This is a genomic window from Streptomyces sp. CA-278952 (assembly GCF_028747205.1).
In the GTDB taxonomy this organism is placed as follows: Bacteria; Actinomycetota; Actinomycetes; order Streptomycetales; family Streptomycetaceae; genus Streptomyces.
The window spans coordinates 7922946-7939388 of sequence record NZ_CP112880.1; the positions used below are offsets into that span (position 1 = coordinate 7922946).

Here is a 16443-nt window from a genome sequence, read left to right on the forward strand (position 1 = left end):
AGGGGTATGACGATCTGCTGGTGGGGCCGTTCGGATACGGCTGTCGGGGCATAGGCCCCTTACCGGGCTTCGTCACGGTCCCGCGCGGCGGCCGACAGCGCGTTCTACGCGGCCTTGGAGAGGGTGGACCGGTCCGACGGGCGCCCGGCCGGAACGGGGGTCAGGATCCTGGGCGCGGCTCCTCGTCCGTCATGGCGCGGCCACAGGAGGAGGGCGCCGATCGCGCCCGCGGCGGCCAGCGCCGCGAGGGCGGACCAGGCGGCGGCGAAGCCGGTGCTCGTGCCGAGCCATCCGGCGATGGGGTAGGTGATCAGCCAGGCGAGGTGCGAGAGCGAGAACTGGGCGGCGAAGACCCCGGGGATCGCGTTCGGTTCGACCGAGGCGCGCAGGACCTTGCCGGTCGGCGTGATGACCAGCGCCATGCCGATGCCGATCAGGGCCCAGACGACCGTCGTGCCGGCCCAGGTGGTCAGTCCGGCCGCGGCGAGCGTCACCGCGGCGGCCGTGCCGCCGACGAGGACTCCCGCGCCGGTCACCATGACCGTCCGGGCGGCGACCCGGTCGAGTATCCGGGGCAGGACGAGGGCGGCCAGCAGGGTCCCGCTGCCGGAGGCGGCGAGCATCCACGCGACGGCCGACTGCGAACCCCCGAGCTCGTCACGGACGTAGTTGACGGTGTTGACGACGACGATCGACCCCGCCGCCGCGACCGCGAGATTGAGCGCCATGACGCCGCGCAGCCGTGGTGTCCCTAGGAAGGTCCTGATCCCTGCCGTCGCCCTGTCCCATGCCCGGGTGTGGGAGCTGGGACGGGCTTCGGGGATGCGCGTCGACAGCACGAGCAGGCCGGAGAGGAGGAATCCGGCGGAGGTGCCGAGGAACAGCCGGTCGAAGCTCAGGAACGCCAGGGCGACCGCTGCCAGTACGGGGGAGAGGAGGCTCTCCATCGTCGAGGCGACCTGCGAGGCGGACAGGGCGCGTACATAGTCGGACTCCTCGGTGACGATGTCGGGGATGACGGCCTGGAACGTCGGGGTGAACGCCGCGGAAGCGCCCTGGAGCAGGCCGACCAGGAGGTAGATGTGCCAGACCTCCGTGACGAACGGCAGCGCCAGGACCACCACGGCGCGTACCGCGTCGAGGAGGGTCAGGAGGGTTCTTCTGGGGAGACGGTCGACGTACGCGGCGGCGACCGGGGCGATGACCACGTACATGACCATCTTGATGGTCAGGGCGGTGCCGAGAACCGCTCCGGCGCTCGGACCGGCGAGGTCGTAGGCGAGCAGCCCGAGGGCCACGGTGGCCAGCCCGGTGCCGAAGAGGGCGATGATCTGGGCGCTGAACAGGCGGCGGTAGTCGCGGTTGGCGAACAGGCGCATGGCGTGTTCCTTCCGGGTCCGTGCGGCGGGGCGCGGCCTCGCGCCGGAGGCCGCGCCCCGCAGGGGGAGGCGGGGGTGTCCCTACGCATCGGCGCCGCTCTCCGGGGTGAGTCCGGCCAGCAGGTTGAAGGCGCCGGTGAGGACGTTGAGTGCGACGACGCCGACGACGTCGGCTATCGCACGGTCGCTGTAGCCGTGCTCGCGGACTGCGACGACCTGCGCGTCGGTGATCGAGGTGGGCTCGCGGTAGACCTGGAGGGCGAGGGCGATGATCGCCGCGATCCCGGGGTCGTCCGAGGTGCCGGCGCGGGCCCGCTCGATCTCGCCCTCGTCCACTCCCATCCGGCGAGCGGCGCCGGCGTGGGCGTCCAGACAGAGCCGGCAGCCCTGCCGGGTCTGGACGGCGATCGAGATCCGTTCGCTGATCCCGCGGTCGAGCTTGGCTCGCCCCATGGCCCGGCTGAGCTGCAGATAGCCGCCCAGGACGGCGGGCGAGTGCGCCATCGTGGAGACCATGTCCCCGACCTCGCCGTGCCGGGAGACCAGCTCGGCGAGGAGGTCGCGCGAGGCGCCGACCGCTGTATCGGGGGTGAGTCGGGTCAGGCGGGGCATGGCGGTCCTTCCGAGGGGAGGCTGTGCTGGAGGGAGGGTGGCGGGGCGCTCGACGGACCGAGCGCCCCGCGGCGGGGCCGTGCGCGGCCCGCCCGGCCGGTGACGTTTCCGCGGCCGGTCAGTGGTGTGCGTGGCCGCCGCGGTGGCCCGCGTGCTCGGACGCAGCCCGGGGCGCCGCGTCCGGGCCGGGAGTGACGGTCGCGGTGGCCCGTACCGTGAACTCGGCCGTCCGGACGACATCCTGGTGCTGGAAGTCCAGGTAGAGGCGGTAGACGCCGCCCGACGGCGCCGCGGCCATGAAGGTGATCGCGGGCCCCGGCTCGGTGACGCCGTCACCGGGCTCGCCGTCCGGGTGGACGTGCAGATAGCCCAGGTCGCCGACTCGCAGCGCCACCAGATGCCCGTACGCGCCCAGGTAGGGCTGCAGATCGGTGACCGGCCGCCCGTCCCGGCTGACGGTCAGCGTCAGGTCGCTCGCCGTGCCGGGCAGGAGCTCGCCGTCGAGGCTGACGGTGTACTCGCCGACGTGGGCGCTGCGCGAGCCCCCGGAAATGGGCTGTGGGGCGTACGGCCCGGCGACCGAGGCGTCGATGCCCAGGGCCATGGTTCCGCCGTGGCCGACCGGGTGGACGTCGGCGAAGAACCTCCAGTCTCCCGGTTCCAGCGTCAGATCGACGCTCCAGGTGCCCTTCCCGTCCATCACCGGGTGCACGTGCTGGAAGCCGGTCGTGTCGCGCCGGACGGCGATGAAGTGCAGCTTCTTCTCGTGCTCGGGCGTGAACGCGGTCACCGGTCGTCCGTCGGGACCGGTCACCCGGAAGGTGACCGTCCGCACCCCGGCCGGAAAGATCGTCGAGTCGAGTTCCAGGGTGTACCCGTTCTCGGAGACCGACAGCCCACCGGGACGGGCGCCGCCGTGGGCGGTCATGTCGTGGCCGGAGTGGTTGTTCATCGTGACTCCACGTGTGTGATGTGCCTTCGGGTCTTCTCTGTCGTCCTGGGGACATCCGTCACAACAGCATACCCCTGGGGGGTATTCCGGGAGGCGCGCCGAACACGGCCTTGCACGGACCGTGAACCGCTCGGCCACCGTGCACGAGGGCCGGTCGCCGTCCGACCCGCCCTGCCGGAGACACCCGTCCCCGACGTACCATCGATTCCGGTCCCGGTCCCGGTCCGTACGCGTACCGGCACCGCCCCCGTGCACCGCCGAGCCGGAGGTACCCGCGGATGAACGACGCCTCTCCACCGCGACCCGACCCCGGCCTCTTCGGGCCCCGGTCGGTCACCTGGCAGCTGCACGGCGACCCGATGATGTGGATCGCGGGCATCCGCGCCCTCTACCTCCAGGCACTCCACCCACGCGCCGTGCGCGGAGTCACCCAGAACTCCGACTTCCGCCGGGACGCCTGGGGCCGGCTCATGCGTACGGCGTCCTTCGTCGGCACCATCACCTACGGCACGACCGACGCCGCCGAACAGGCGGGCGCCCGGGTCCGCCGGATCCACCGCGCCATCGAGGCCACCGACCCGGACACCGGGGAGACGTACGGCGTCGACGAACCGGAACTGCTGCTCTGGGTGCACTGCGCCGAGGCCGACTCCTACCTCCAGGTCCAGCGCCGCTCCGGCTACCCCCTCACCGACGCCCAGGCCGACCGGTACATCGACGAGCACCGCACCGGCGCCCGCCTCGTCGGCCTCGACCCGGACCGGGTGCCCGCCACCACCGCCGAACTCGCCGCCTACTTCGACCGCGTACGCCCCGAACTCGCCGCCGGAGCCGAGGCCGCCGATGTCGACGCCTTCCTCCGTAGCCCGCCCGTGCGCCCCTGGCTCGTCCCGGCGCGCGCCCTGGTGTGGCGGCGGGTGGCGGCGCTCGCCTACCAGTCCCTGCCCCCGTACGCCCACGCGCTGTACGGGCGGCCTGCCCCGCCGCCGGCCACCGTCGACCGGCGGTTGCGCGCCACCGGCGCCGTCCTGCGCGCGGTCCCGGACCGGGTGCGCTGGCAGCTGCCGCCCGGCCACATTCTCGGGGCGATGGCACGGCTGGGCCCCGGCAGCCGCCCCGCCGCGTACAGACTCCGCGGACCGGCCGCCATACTGGACGGGCCGGGGAGGGCACAGCGCTAGCAGCGGGGAACAACGGGGGCGGGAAGCGGCAGATGGCGGACACCAGGCTGATCCAGAGCCGGTACCGACTGCTCGAACTGATCGGGCGCGGCGGCATGGGCGAGGTGTGGCGCGCCCGCGACGAGTCGCTGGGCCGTCAGGTCGCCGTCAAGTGCCTCAAACCCATGGGCCCCCAGCACGACCGGGCGTTCACCCGCGTCCTGCGTGAACGCTTCCGGCGCGAGGCCCGGGTGGCCGCCTCCCTCCAGCACCGGGGCGTCACCGTCGTGCACGACTTCGGCGAGCACGAGGGCGTGCTCTACCTCGTCATGGAGCTGCTCGACGGGCACAACCTGAGCCAGCTCCTTCAGGAGAACCAGCAGCACCCGCTGCCCGTCGACCACGTCGTCGACATCGCGGAACAGGTCGCCGACGCCCTCGGCTACACCCACCGGCAGGGCATTGTCCACCGCGACCTCAAGCCCGCCAACATCATGCGCCTGACCGACGGCACGGTGAAGATCTGCGACTTCGGCATAGCGCGCCTCGGCCACGACATCGGCATGACCTCCCGCCTCACCACCACCGGCCTCGCCATGGGCACCCCGCACTACATGTCACCCGAGCAGATCAGCGGCAAGGAGGTCGACCACCGCAGCGACCTCTACTCGCTGGGCTGCGTCCTGTACGAGATCGCCACCGGCGTGCCGCCGTTCGATCAGGACGACGCCTGGGCCGTGCTCGTCGGTCACCGCGACACCCCGCCGGAACCGCTGCGCACCCACCGCGCCGACTTGCCCGACTTCCTCGACCGCGTCGTTCTCGACCTGCTCGCCAAGGCCCCCGAGGAGCGGCCCGCCGACGCGGGCGACCTGCACCGCCGCATCGTCCTCGGCCGGACCGGGGAACAGCCCGCGCTCGGGCCGGCACCCCTCGCGCTGTCCGGCGCCGAGCGGCCGCCGGCCCCGCGCACCAGGGCTCTCCCCGCCTGGACCCGCTCCATGACCGCCGGACACCTGGCGACCGGCGCGACGGGCCCCGCCGCCCAACGGCCCGATCCGGCCGCCGGGCTGACGGGCCAGTGGACCACCGGCACCCCGCACTCCGCCACCGCCCCGCACGCCGGGCCGGCCGTCGCCGCACCCGCTCCCGGTCTCCTCGCCACGCTCGACGGCCGCCACGGCGCGGGCATCGACCTCGGCCGCCTGGGCCGCTGGGAGGAGGCGGGCGAGGTGCACCGGGAGGTCGCCGCCCAGCGTGGCCGCCTCCTCGGCCCCGACCACCCGGACACCCTCGCCAGCCGTTACGAACTCGGCCTCACCCTCAGCCGCACGGGCCGGGCCGAGGAAGGGCTGCGCGAGTTCGCCGGGGTCGCCGAGGGCCGCGAACGCGCCCTGGGCGCCGACCACCTGCAGACGCTCGCCGCCCGCCAGGCGACCGCCCACGCCCTGGGCCGGCTGGGCCGGCACGCCGAGGCCCACCAGGTGTACGAGGCGGTCCTCGCCGTCCGCGAACGCGTCATGGGCCCCGACCACCCCGACACCCTGCGCTGCCGCCACAACCTGGCGTTCAACCTCAGCAGGCTGGGGCGGCCCGAGGAGTCCTGGCAGCTGGCCCGTGAGGTCGCCGACGCCCGCGCCCGGCTGCTCGGCCCGACGCACCCCGACACCCTCACCACCCGCTACGAAGTGGCGTACACCCTCGGCAGGCTGGGCCGCTGGGCCGAGGCGCTGGACACCTTCCAGGACGTCGCCGGGGCCCGCGCGAGCACCCTCGGGCCCGATCACCCCGACACCTTCGCCGCCCGCTACGAGGCCGGTATCAGCCTCGGCCGGCTCGGCCGCGACGCGGAGGCCCTGGAGCTGTACCGCTCCCTGGTCGCCGACCGCACCCGGACCGCGGGCGCCGCCGACCCCGAGACGCTGCGCGCCCGCCACGGCCTCGGGGTCAACCTGGGGCGGACCGGCCGCTGGGAGGAGGCGCTCGCAGAGGCGCGCGAGGTCTGCGCGCTCCGGGAACGCACCCTGGGACCCGATCACCCGGACACCGTGATCAGCCGCCGGGAAGTCGCCGCCGGCCTCGGCTGGCTCGGCCGGTGGAGCGAGGCTCTGGTGGCGTACCGGGAGGTCGCCGAGGCGCGCGCCCGGGTGCTGGGCCCCGACCACCCCCAGACGCTGGCGGCCCGCGACGACGAGGCGCACTGCCTGGAGCGGCTCGGACGGTCGGCGGAGGCCACCGGACCACACCGCACCTGAACCGCACGCGCGTCCCCGCGTCCGTCCCCTGGCCGGGGCGGAAGGCCGCGTGTTACGAAGGTGCATGCCCGCACCCCGGACACCCGCACCCCAGACACCCGCGCCCCGGTCACCCGCAGATCGGCCCGCCGCCCAGGGGGGCTTGGGCCCCGGCGCGCCCGCCCGCGACCGCTACGACGCCGTGATCGTCGGCGGCGGCCACAACGGCCTGGTCGCCGCCGCCTACCTGGCCCGTGCCGGGCAGTCGGTCCTCGTCCTGGAACGTCTCGACGCCACCGGGGGAGCGGCGATCTCGACCCGCCCCTTCGCGGGGGTCGACGCCCGGCTCTCGCGCTACTCGTATCTGGTGTCCCTGCTGCCCGACAAGATCGTCCGGGACCTCGGCCTCGACTTCGCCGTACGCAAGCGGACCGTCTCCTCCTACACCCCCGCGGTGCGCGACGGACGCCCCACCGGGCTGCTCGTCGCGGGCGACGGGACCCAGGAGTCCTTCGCCGAGCTGACCGGCGGCGAGCGCGAGTACGCGGCCTGGCAGCGGTTCTACGCCATGACCCAGCGACTCGCGACACGGGTCTTCCCGACGCTCACCGAGCCGCTGCCGAGCCGGGACGCACTGCGCGAACGCATCGACGACGCCGACGCCTGGCGGATGCTGTTCGAGGAACCGCTCGGGGTGGCCGTCGAGGAGAACTTCACCGACGACCTGGTGCGCGGGGTCGTCCTCACCGACGCCCTGATCGGCACCTTCGCCGACGCCCACGACACCTCGCTGCTCCAGAACCGGTGCTTCCTCTACCACGTGATCGGCGGCGGCACCGGTGACTGGGACGTCCCCGTGGGAGGCATGGGCGCGCTCACCGACGCGCTGGCCGGGGCCGCCCGTGCGGCGGGCGCCGAGATCCGCGTACGGCACGAGGCGACCCGGATCGAGACCGACGGCACTCACGCCGAGGTCACCGTCCGCACCCCGGAGGGGGAACACGTCGTCGCCGCCCGCCGGGTGCTCGTCAACGCCTCCCCGCAGGCCCTCGCCACCCTCCTCGGCGACGCCCCGCCGCCGCCCGCCGAGGGCGCGCAGCTCAAGGTGAACATGCTGCTCACCCGGCTGCCCAGACTCCGCGACCGGTCCGTCGACCCCCGGCAGGCCTTCGCCGGCACCTTCCACATCGCCGAGGGGTACGGGCAGCTCGCCGACGCCTACCGGGACGCGGCGGCCGGACGGCTGCCAGCCGCCCCGCCCTCCGAGATCTACTGCCACTCGCTGACCGACCCGTCGATCCTCGACCCCGACCTCGCCGCGCGCGGCTACCAGACCCTCACCCTCTTCGGCCTGCACGCCCCGGCCCGGCTGTTCACCGCCGACAACGACGCCGCCCGCGCGGCCCTGCTGAAGGCGACCCTCGCCGAACTGGACGCCCACCTGGAGGAGCCGGTCACCGACTGCCTGGCCCTCGACGCGAACGGCGACCCCTGCATCGAGGCCAAGACCCCGCTCGACCTGGAGCGGGACCTGCGGTTGCCCGGCGGTCACATCTTCCACCGCGACCTCTCCTTCCCGTACACGGACGAGGGCACCGGGCGCTGGGGCGTGGAGACCACGCACGCCAACGTTCTGCTCTGCGGCGCGGGCGCGGTGCGCGGCGGCGGCGTCAGCGGGGTCCCCGGCCACAACGCGGCGATGGCCGCGCTGGGCCGGTGACCCCGCCCCTCAGCCCTCAGGCGCCTCAGTCCCCGAACACCCCACGCAGGGCACCCAGCTTGCGCGGCAGGTCGTACTCGGCGCCGCCCTCGTGCCCGTTGTACGGGAACACCTCCATCTCGGCGGGTCCCGCGTAGCGGTGGTAGGCGGCGAACACCGTGGAGGACGGGCAGATCCGGTCCATCAGCCCCACCGAGAACCAGGCGGGCGCGCTCGCGCGTGCGGCGAAGTTGACCCCGTCGAAGTAGGACAGGGTCTCCATCGCCTCCTCGATCCGGAAGCGGTGCCCGGAGAGCCAGCGGGCTATCTCCGCGTACGGTCCGGCGTCCGTGATCTGCGAGGCCCGCCGGTAGTGGCAGAGGAACGGCACGTCGGCGACGGCGGCCGCCACGTCGTCCCGCAGCCCGGCGACGGCCAGCGCGAGTCCGCCGCCCTGGCTGCCGCCGAGGACGGCGACCCGTCCGGCGTCCACCGCGTCGTGGGCCTTCGCCGCGTCGACGGCCCGGACCGCGTCGGTGATGAGCCGCCGGTAGTAGTGCCGGTGGGGGTCCTCGATGCCCCGGGTCAGGAAGCCCGGCGAGGACGAGCCGTGGCCCTCGGGCCCGATGTCCGGGGTGTCGGCGGTGTTCTTGCCGCCGCCGCCCTGCCCCCGGTTGTCCATCACCAGGTGCGCGTAGCCGAGCGCGCTCCAGGTCAGCCACGCGTACGGGATGCCCCGGCCGCCGTTGTACCCGATGTACTGCACCACGGCGGGCAGCGGCCCGGAGCGCTGCTTCGGCAGCATCAGCCACGCCTTCACCGGCTGCCCGGCCCAGCCCCTGAACGTCACATCGAGTACGTCGACGGTCACCAGTCCCGTCTCGTACGGCACGAACCGGGCGTCGACGTCGTGCCGGGCGCTCTCCGCGAGGGTCTTCGCCCAGAAGGCGTCGAAGTCGGCCGGTTCCTGCGGCTCGGGGCGGTACTCCCGCAGCCGCTCCAGATCCATGTCGAACAGCAAGGCTCTAGCTCCTCTTCAGGGTGAGGTCGAGGGTCGCGCCGCGCAGCCCCGACGTGTCGGCGGTGATCCGGATGGAGCCCGGCGTGCGCGCCGCGCTCACCCGGGGGCCGCCCGAGGCGAGCGTCAGCCCGCGCCCGGCCAGCTCGACCACCACGGTGGACCGCAGGTGGGTGGGATCGGACAGGGCGACGCCCACGGTCCGCCCCTTCGGGCGGACCAGGACGGACGCCGGACCGTCGCAGCGTAGCTCCCGCGCCGAGCCCGCCCGCCAGAAGTTGGCCGCCAGCAGTCCGTCCGCACGGCGCCGCACCGCGTGCACGGCGGTCGAATCGGCGACCAGCTCCACCGGCGGCGCGGCCGACAGCAGCCGGGTGCGCCCGGCGGAGGCGGCGGGGAGCTGGAGGTAGAAGTAGCCGGCCCCGCTCGGAGCCGGGCCGTGGTCGTGCCAGAGCGTCAGGTACGGGCGGGTGACCGGGGTGTCGGTGCCGTACTTGAGGTTGATCTCCCGCCAGGTCCCGGTGCGTTCCTCGCGCAGGGCGCGCACGGAGGTGGGCCGGGGGAAGACGTACCCGCCGGTTCCGGCCAGGTGCAGCCACCGGACGTCCGCCAGCTCGGCGGACCAGCCGGGACTGTCAGGGGCGGCTGTGCCGTTCACCAGGAGCATGGCTCGCGGGTCGCGGAGCTTGCGGTTCTCCACCACGGTCTCGGCGGTCCCCGCCTCCGCGGTGATGCCCGAACCGACACAGGCGATGACGTCGTCCAGGCAGAACCAGCTCTTGAGCCCGTGGAGCGTACTGCCGAAGGCCCTCAGCTCCATCCCGTACGCGCCCAGCGTGGTGTCCGGGAGCGCGGTGCCGCCGGCCCAGTCGGCGGTGCTGGTGGTGCGCTGCCCCGCCGCGTCGGCCGGACGCCCGGCGAGGACGGTGGTGCCGGGCAGCCTGGCCGGGTCGACGGTGGGCCAGTAGTCCTCGCTGTAGTGGCCCAGATCGTCCGTGTACAGCAGCACCATCCCGTCCGAGAGGTGCCAGCCGCGCAGATTCTCGTTCTGGATCGACTCGTAGTTGTAGATCCGGGTCGAGTACGCGGAGATGCCGAGCCCGAACGTCGGGCGGTGGTGGGCCGCCTTGTCCATCAGCGGGTGCTGCTTGTGGGCGACCAGCGGGCCCCGGGCCGGGACGGCGGAGGCGATCGCTCGCTGCGCGGCGACCAGGGAGGCGAGGTCGGTCACGGCGAGGAAGTCCCGGTAGCCGTCCTCGGCGATCCACTGCTTCACCAGGGCCGTGAACCGGTCGGCGGGCTCACCGGGGAAGCACGGGATCAGCCGCAGCACCGCCTCGACGACCGTCTGCGCCGAGGCGTGCCCCTGCTTGCTCGGCCGGGCGATCTCCCGCCCGCACACCGACGCCATCACGTCGCCCCGGAACATCAGCGGGTCGAAGCCGTCGTCCACCCAGCCCCGCACATTGTCCAGGTCGGGGTCGGTCACCGTCCACGCCGTTCCGGCCAGCAGGTTGAGCAGCCGGGACAGATTTCCCAGCAGCTCCTTGCCGTAACCGCCGTTGTACGGGTGCTTGTAGTGCTGGAGGAACGAGCCGTCGGAGGAGAAGCCCTCGCCCGTGCCGGCCGCCGCGCCGCCGGTGTCGTTGAAGGCCAGGACGCTGTTGGCGCCCGAACCCTCGACATCCGAAAGAGCGTCACGGACCCGGCCCAGTGCGTCGCCGTCGCCGCGCAGCACCGCGTTGACGGCGACCACGGTGGAGACCCACACCCGGTTGGCGCCGGTCGCGATCTGCCGGTTCGCCCGCCACAGGTTCGGGTCCGGTGTGTAGTGGAGCACGGCGGCAGTGACCCGCTCCAGGCGCTCCGCGCCCAGCTCGTCGTGGAGCAGCACCGCCGTGTCGTTGAGCGCGAGCGCCGCGCCTATCTCCCAGTCCCAGTCGTTGTCGAAGCGGATGTGCCCGGGGCCGTAACGGTGGGTCAGCATCCAGTCGACGCCGCCGAGCAACTTCGCCAGCAGCGCCGCGTCGCCGTGCTGCGGGGTGCCGGGTACGGCCCAGGCGGTGGCCGCCGTCGCCAGCCGTTTGAACGACGTCGTGACGTGGTTGGAGAGCGTCGTGCTGGTCAGGTCGGGGAACAGCCCGTCCGTCCGGGACGGGTCGAGGCCGGTGGCGGCAGTGGCGCCGGCCCGCCCGACCCGGGCGGTCGCGGCGGCGATCCGCTCGTCGTTCCGGTCGAGGTCGGGGCCGCCGGTCAGCAGGGTGTGCCAACGGGTGCGCAGCGCCGCCGCGTCCTCGGCCCCGGTCCGTGCCGTGCCGGACGCGGCGTGGGCGGGACCGGCGAGGACCAGGGGCAGCGTCGCCGCCGCGCCCAGGGCGGCCGCGCCGGTCAGGACGGTGCGCCGGGTGGTGCGTCGGTTCGTCATGTCGCCTCTCACAGAAGGTGTCGGCTAACAGAAGGTGTCGGCTAACAGAAGGTGTCGGCTCACGGAAGGTGTCGGCCGACGGGGGATCTCGGCTCACCCCGGCTCACAGGAGGTGCCGGCGGTCGACGGCGGCGGCGAGTGCCGCGTGCCCCGAAGGGCCCGGATGAAGACCGTCGCCGCTGTCGTGGGCGGGGAGCATCCGGGAAGGGCGGTCCGGGTCGCGCAGCGCGGCGTCGAAGTCGGCCACACCGTCGAAGATCCGCCCGGTGCGCACGGCCCGGTTGATGTGCGCGCGGACCGTGTCCAGCTCGGGCGACCAGCGGGTCCACCCCTCGAACGGGGCGATGGTGGCGCCCAAGACCCGCAGCCCGGCGCCCCGGGCACGCAACGCCACCTGCCGGTAGCCGGCCAGGACCTGGTCCGGACCGCTCTGTCCCGGCGGCTGCTGGAGGTCGTTGACACCCAGGTGGACGAGGACCGTCCGCAGTCCCGGCAGCCCGAGTACGTCGCGGTCGAAGCGGGCCTGGCCGCCGGGACCGAAGCGGACGTCGTCGAGCAGCAGCCGGTTGCCGCTGATGCCGAGGTTGGCGACGGCCGCACCGGGCAGCCGCCGGGCCAACTGGTCGGGCCACCGCAGATCGGCGTCGTCGGGGGTGCCGACGCCCTCCGCGATGGAGTCGCCGAGCACCGCGAGCACCGGGCCGCGCGCCCCGGTGGTCTCCACCCCGGTCAGCAGGAGGACCGACCGGGTGCGCACCCCGTCGACGGTGTGCCAGGCATGGGTGTTGCGGTGGAAGGAGAGCGGGCCGGTCGGGCCGGGGACCCGCGTCCGCACCTCCAGCCGCGCCCCGTCCGCCACCCGCAGCCCCGCGACGGGGTCACTGGTCAGACTCGCGCCCGCCGCCAGCCACTCCTGGCTCCGCCCGGCGAAGGTCACCCGGTGGCTGTCCGCGGTCACCGGGCCGACCAGCACCGGAGCGGTCCCGAAGGTGTTCGCGTACCGAAGCCGGACCGCTCCACCCGCCGACAGCCGCAGCACGGCCGTGCAGTCGCCGTCGGTCAGCCCGGCGTACGCCACCGGGTCGGCGGCGGTCGGCGCGGTCTGGGCGGTGGCCCAGGACGTCGTCCAGCGTGAACGTGCGGGGCCGGTGGTCCCCGCCGCGCGCGCGTCCGTCGCCGTGGCGGCGACCGCGGCGGCCCCGGCTGCCGCCGCCGCGTACAGAACCCCGCGTCTCGCGGGCCCCCGACCGCTCACTGCGGGCACACACCGGTCGGGTCGTAGGAGCTGCCGTAGGTGCCCACGGCGTTGCCGCCGGTGTTGCCGCTCATCGTGTTGGAGCAGACGGGGCCCTGCGGGGTGCGCATGAACTTGATGCCGCCGCCCGCGTTGCCGGTGATGGTGTTGCCGTAGACGGAGGTCGCAGTGCCGTCCGTCGCGGTGTCACCGCCGAGCCGGACGCCCGCGCCCACGTTGTCGTGGACGGTGTTGTAGCGGAAGATGTTGCCGCTGCCCCGGGCGTCGAGCCCGCCGGAACTGGGGTCGCGCTGGCCGCTGCAGTCGTTGTACTCGACGTAGTTGTTCGTCGCGTTCTCCTTCACGTCCACGCACTCGTTGCCCCGCGTGACGATGGTGTTGTGGTGGATGCGGTTGTTCCGGCTGACGTCGGCCGCCGCGTCCGGAGCCCCGTTGGCGCCCTGCTGCTCGGGGGCCGTGCCGAGGTAGATCCCCTCGCCGTTCTTCCCGCCCCCGTCGAACACGAAGTCGGCGACTCCGCAGCCCGTGATGGTGTTGTCGTTCACCTCGGCCCCCGTGACGAGGTAGCGCAGCCGCAGGCACTCGTCGGCCGCGTTCTTGAGGGTCATGCCGGTGACGCGCAGGCCGCCGACCCCGTTCCCGGGAGTTGTGCTCATGACATAGATGAGTTTGAGCCGGTAGCCCGACACGTCCGAGGCCGATCCGTGCAGTCCGTCCACGGTGAAGCCGCTGAGCGTCGTGCTGTCATGCCGGACCTGGATGATCCGGGCGTCGCCCGCGCCCTTCACCACGGCGTTCGACGGACCGGTGATGGTGACTCCGGCCCGAGCGGTCACCACGTCCTGCCGGTAGGTGCCCGGGGCCAGGGTCACCACCGCGCCCGAGGGAGCCAGATCCACCGCCTTCTGGATCGTGGCCAGCGGGGCGCCCGCCGACGTACCGGAGTTGGCGTCGCTGCCGGACGGCGACACGTAGTACGCGCTCGCCGCCTCGGCCGCGGCCGAGGGGGTGGTCATGACGAGCGGGGCGAGGCCGGCGACGAGCGCGGCGGCCAGGGCGGTGCGCGGAAGTCGGGTCATGAGGTGTGCCTCCTGGGATCGGCGAAGGACAGGGCGAGCAGGACCGGAACGCTCGGGCCGAGCAGCAGCGGCCCCAGCGGTACGACGAGGGAGAGCAGGACGGCGGAGATCACCGCGCCGAGCAGGGCGGTGCCCCGGGCCGGGGAGCCGAAGCCGAGCGCCAGCGCCCCGGCCGACCAGGACCGGACGCCGCCCTCCGGGGCCCGGCCCGCCACGGCCGCGAGCGCCACATGATGGATCACGAACGCCGCCGCGATGCCCACCTGGGCGGCCAGCAACGGGAACGTCCACGCCTTCGAACGACCCAGCAGAGATACGGTGTTGGCGGCCAGGACGACCGCGACCGCTGTGGACAGCAGGCCGTGGAGCCACAGCGCGCGCCAGTAACCGCCGAAGGCGGCCAGCGTATTGGTGAAGCAGCGGCTGTCCCCGTCCACCCGCCACCGCTGGAGCGCGCGGCCCATCGCGGCGAGCGCCGGCAGCCAGGTCACCACGCCCAGCGCCAGCAGCGTGAACGCGGCCCCGGCGGCGGCCGGGTAGGCGACGAACTCCAGCCGGCGCAGCAGCGTCGGCCAGCCCGACGGGGTGGCTTCCGGAACGGGCGGCGACGCCACCGCCCCGGCGAGAGGGGTCCCCATGATCTACCCGACCTTTCCTGTGTAGGGATCCGTTACGTCGAGGAGTACCCGGCCCGCCAGCTCCAGCCGGGTCGCCGCCACGACATAGGGGGCTCCGGCGGCGGTGAGCAGGACGGCGGCGGCGTCCGCCGCAAGCCCTTCACCCCGGATGCGCCGGGCGACGGGGGAGAGGAACACGCTCTCCTCACCGTCCGCGAACCGCACACCGTGGCCCTCGGCCGGCTCCGCCCCGGTGACCGGGCACGCGGCGTCCGGTGTGATGGCGGTGAGGAACAGGCCCGCGCGGCAGGCCGGAGTGGTCACGTCCAGCGTGTGCAGGGTGCGGGTGAGGCGCAGTTCCGGAGTGCTGGACGTCGGATTGGCCGCCACCTCCAGGACCCCGGTGCGCACCGCCGCCTCGTCCGGGGCCAGCCGCCGCACCCGGGCGGTGGCCTCCCCGGACCTGATCAGCCGGGTGCCGTCGCTCTGTTCCTCCGTCGGCCGGTCGGTCCGGAGCAGGAACGTCCACTCCCGCGGCTCCTCCGCCTCCGCCAGGTCCAGGAGGACGAGGCGCCCCGCCGGGGTGAACACCAGGGTCCGGTCCAGCCGGCGGACGCCGAGGGCCGGGTCGTACATCGCGGCGATCTCCGCCGTGGCGTGCGCCCACCCCTCCTCGTCACCCACCAGTACGTCCCGCTGCCGGGCCTGGCGTTCGAAGGGAATCCCCTCGTAGACGTGGTAGCGGTCCTCGTCCGCGTACCCCTGCCCGTCGACCAGCAGCAGATTGTGGTGTTCCGCCCGCTTGCGGTTGCTGTAGCCGTCGTCCACGGCGAGGTGGGCGGCCCCCGACAGCAGGACGAAGGAGCCCGAGTCCGGGTGGTGGTGACCCTGGTTCAGCGTCTCGTGGCCCAGCTCCGCCCGGTGCTTCGCGCTCGTCTCCCAGGCCCGGTGGCCGCCGCCCGGACTCGCCTTGAACGACACCGCGGTGGCCTCCGCGTCCCAGCCGGTGCGGGCCGCGAGCAGCCCCAGGTCCGGGAAGAACGCGCGGGTCACGGTGGGCGGGGCCGCCACGACGGCCGGGTCGTACCAGAGGTATTCGAGGTACGCCTCCGGCAGGATGCCCGGCCGCACCCCGCTGTGCTCCGCCTCCGCCCACAGCAGCTCGCCCGAGGCCAGGTCGCCCAGCCACTGCGCCTCGGCGATGCCGTACTGCGCGGCCAGCCGGTAGTAGAGCCCGGCGCTGTGGCCGCTGCGCCGGTCGTGGCAGTCGCCGTGGTCGATCGTGAGCGCGAAGCCGGGCGCGCTCTGGTGCAGCCGGTAGCCGAAGGTGTTCGCCATGAAGCCTCCCCGGTCCCACCAGTCGACGCCCTCGGCCTCCGCCAGCAGATCCAGGTGGATCGCCAGGAACGGGACTCCGTAACGCCAGTAGACGACCCCCTCCGCGTGCGAACCGTCCTCGGGCAGCACCTCCAGCACCGTGGCGAGGTTCGACTTCGCCCGTTCGGTCCACTCCTCCTTGCCCAGCACGTAGCCGGCCGTCGCCAGACCCGCGTAACAGATCCAGTTGTGGTTCTGCCAGTACGAGGACGACCACCAGCGGCCCTCGCTCGCCACCGCGAAGTCGTACAGGCGACGCCCCTGGATCAGCAGTTTGTAGCGGAGCAGCGCGGCCACGTCGTCCGGCAGGTCGTTCCCGATCCAGCGCAGGGTGAGCGCCAGGTGGTGGAGCAGCCAGCCGGCGTCCAGGTCGTGGTCGGGCATATGGGCCCGGCCCCAGTGCGGCAGCCGTGACGCCGCCTCGATCCAGCGCACGCTCTCCGCGAGATCGGCCGGGTCGCCGCCGATCCGGTAGGCCAGGGCCGGGTTGGACGCGGCCGGGCCCAGCCAGGTGATGCTGGCCAGGGGGTGGGTGCGGGGCGGGGTCAGCCCGCGGTGCCGGGCCGCCTCCTCCCGCACCCGGGTCTCCTGGGCGGAGCGCGGACCGGGCGGCGGGGTGGCCGAGAGCAGCACGGC

At 73.8% G+C, this 16443-nt stretch carries 12 protein-coding genes; 3 read left to right on the plus strand and 9 right to left on the minus strand.

Going from position 1 to position 16443, the window contains the following annotated elements; all coding sequences use genetic code 11:
- Window positions 1-104: 104 nt before the first annotated feature.
- The 3 genes from N7925_RS34725 to N7925_RS34735 all read right to left on the minus strand — a co-directional run bounded on the left by N7925_RS34725 (window position 105) and on the right by N7925_RS34735 (window position 2943).
- Window positions 105-1379 carry an MFS transporter gene (locus tag N7925_RS34725; RefSeq protein ID WP_265603488.1) on the minus strand — a complete coding sequence of 425 codons (1275 nt, stop codon included), beginning with the start codon at window positions 1377-1379 and terminating at the stop codon, window positions 105-107.
- Between the two features lie 81 nt (window positions 1380-1460).
- The gene (locus tag N7925_RS34730) at window positions 1461-1991 is read right to left on the minus strand and encodes a carboxymuconolactone decarboxylase family protein (RefSeq protein ID WP_265603489.1); all 531 of its coding nucleotides are present in this window, start codon (window positions 1989-1991) and stop codon (window positions 1461-1463) included.
- A gap of 118 nt (window positions 1992-2109) precedes the next feature.
- Window positions 2110-2943: a hypothetical protein gene (locus N7925_RS34735; protein ID WP_265603490.1), complete on the minus strand. Its 834-nt coding sequence runs from the start codon at window positions 2941-2943 to the stop codon at window positions 2110-2112.
- Window positions 2944-3221: 278 nt separating this feature from the next.
- Here N7925_RS34735 and N7925_RS34740 point away from each other — a divergent pair, with 278 nt between their 5' ends.
- The 3 genes from N7925_RS34740 to N7925_RS34750 all read left to right on the plus strand — a co-directional run bounded on the left by N7925_RS34740 (window position 3222) and on the right by N7925_RS34750 (window position 8057).
- Window positions 3222-4124: an oxygenase MpaB family protein gene (locus tag N7925_RS34740; protein ID WP_274346250.1), complete on the plus strand. Its 903-nt coding sequence runs from the start codon at window positions 3222-3224 to the stop codon at window positions 4122-4124.
- A 32-nt stretch (window positions 4125-4156) separates the two neighbouring features.
- Window positions 4157-6358: a serine/threonine-protein kinase gene (locus N7925_RS34745; RefSeq protein WP_274346251.1), complete on the plus strand. Its 2202-nt coding sequence runs from the start codon at window positions 4157-4159 to the stop codon at window positions 6356-6358.
- Window positions 6359-6422: 64 nt separating this feature from the next.
- Window positions 6423-8057, plus strand: coding sequence for a phytoene desaturase family protein (locus N7925_RS34750; protein ID WP_274346252.1), 1635 nt, complete (start codon window positions 6423-6425; stop codon window positions 8055-8057).
- 25 nt (window positions 8058-8082) lie between these two features.
- On the opposite strand, the gene N7925_RS34755 is transcribed toward N7925_RS34750, so the two are convergent.
- From N7925_RS34755 to N7925_RS34780, 6 genes are all read right to left on the minus strand, one after another.
- Window positions 8083-9057: an acetylxylan esterase gene (locus N7925_RS34755; protein WP_274346253.1), complete on the minus strand. Its 975-nt coding sequence runs from the start codon at window positions 9055-9057 to the stop codon at window positions 8083-8085.
- A 4-nt stretch (window positions 9058-9061) separates the two neighbouring features.
- On the minus strand, window positions 9062-11479 hold the full coding sequence (locus tag N7925_RS34760; RefSeq protein WP_274346254.1) for a polysaccharide lyase 8 family protein: 2418 nt from the start codon (window positions 11477-11479) through the stop codon (window positions 9062-9064).
- A 103-nt stretch (window positions 11480-11582) separates the two neighbouring features.
- A complete protein-coding gene (locus tag N7925_RS34765) occupies window positions 11583-12734 on the minus strand; it encodes an SGNH/GDSL hydrolase family protein (protein WP_274346255.1) in 1152 nt (383 codons plus the stop codon).
- Window positions 12731-13813 (minus strand): right-handed parallel beta-helix repeat-containing protein, encoded by a 1083-nt coding sequence (locus tag N7925_RS34770; protein WP_265603496.1) that lies wholly within the window; start codon window positions 13811-13813, stop codon window positions 12731-12733. Before N7925_RS34770 ends, N7925_RS34765 begins: the two co-directional genes overlap by 4 nt.
- Complete coding sequence (locus N7925_RS34775; protein ID WP_274346256.1) at window positions 13810-14451, minus strand: hypothetical protein; 642 nt, start codon at window positions 14449-14451, stop codon at window positions 13810-13812. Before N7925_RS34775 ends, N7925_RS34770 begins: the two co-directional genes overlap by 4 nt.
- Window positions 14452-14454: 3 nt before the next feature.
- Window positions 14455-16440, minus strand: a complete 1986-nt coding sequence (locus N7925_RS34780; RefSeq protein WP_274346257.1) for a hypothetical protein — start codon at window positions 16438-16440, stop codon at window positions 14455-14457.
- Between the last annotated feature and the right edge of the window lie 3 nt (window positions 16441-16443).

Coding starts and splice junctions, on each gene's coding strand:
- N7925_RS34725 (WP_265603488.1), bottom strand. CDS start 1,379: ATGCGCCTGTTCGCCAACCGCGACTACCGCCGCCTGTTCAGCGCCCAG.
- N7925_RS34730 (WP_265603489.1), bottom strand. CDS start 1,991: ATGCCCCGCCTGACCCGACTCACCCCCGATACAGCGGTCGGCGCCTCG.
- N7925_RS34735 (WP_265603490.1), bottom strand. CDS start 2,943: ATGAACAACCACTCCGGCCACGACATGACCGCCCACGGCGGCGCCCGT.
- N7925_RS34740 (WP_274346250.1), top strand. CDS start 3,222: ATGAACGACGCCTCTCCACCGCGACCCGACCCCGGCCTCTTCGGGCCC.
- N7925_RS34745 (WP_274346251.1), top strand. CDS start 4,157: ATGGCGGACACCAGGCTGATCCAGAGCCGGTACCGACTGCTCGAACTG.
- N7925_RS34750 (WP_274346252.1), top strand. CDS start 6,423: ATGCCCGCACCCCGGACACCCGCACCCCAGACACCCGCGCCCCGGTCA.
- N7925_RS34760 (WP_274346254.1), bottom strand. CDS start 11,479: ATGACGAACCGACGCACCACCCGGCGCACCGTCCTGACCGGCGCGGCC.
- N7925_RS34770 (WP_265603496.1), bottom strand. CDS start 13,813: ATGACCCGACTTCCGCGCACCGCCCTGGCCGCCGCGCTCGTCGCCGGC.
- N7925_RS34775 (WP_274346256.1), bottom strand. CDS start 14,451: ATGGGGACCCCTCTCGCCGGGGCGGTGGCGTCGCCGCCCGTTCCGGAA.